Annotated in this window: 1 protein-coding gene; it reads left to right on the top strand. The window is 76.0% G+C overall.

Annotated features, from left to right (window positions below):
* Positions 1-208: ATP-binding protein (locus tag GT354_RS20820; protein ID WP_161357855.1), on the top strand; the 208-nt coding region annotated here is incomplete at both ends.

Below are 208 nucleotides of genomic sequence, written 5' to 3'. Positions count from 1 at the left end.
GCCCCCGGACCCAACGATTCCCTCAGGGAGGTCGTGGGAGGTCCCCCGCGCGCGTGGTGCCCCGGCCGTCGCGCGCGCCGGCGTCACGCGCGAACTCGCCGCCTGGGGATGGCCGCGCGAACGCGTCCAGGACGTGGTCCTGGCGGTGTCGGAGGTCGTGGGCAACGCCCTGCGACACACCACCGGCCCGGTACGCCTGACCCTGACC

Origin of the sequence: Streptomyces sp. SID3343 (genome assembly GCF_009865215.1) — a bacterium.
Lineage (GTDB): Bacteria > Actinomycetota > Actinomycetes > Streptomycetales > Streptomycetaceae > Embleya.
The sequence above is the reverse complement of the archived record's forward strand: the minus strand, read 5'-3'. Positions and strand labels throughout refer to the sequence as shown.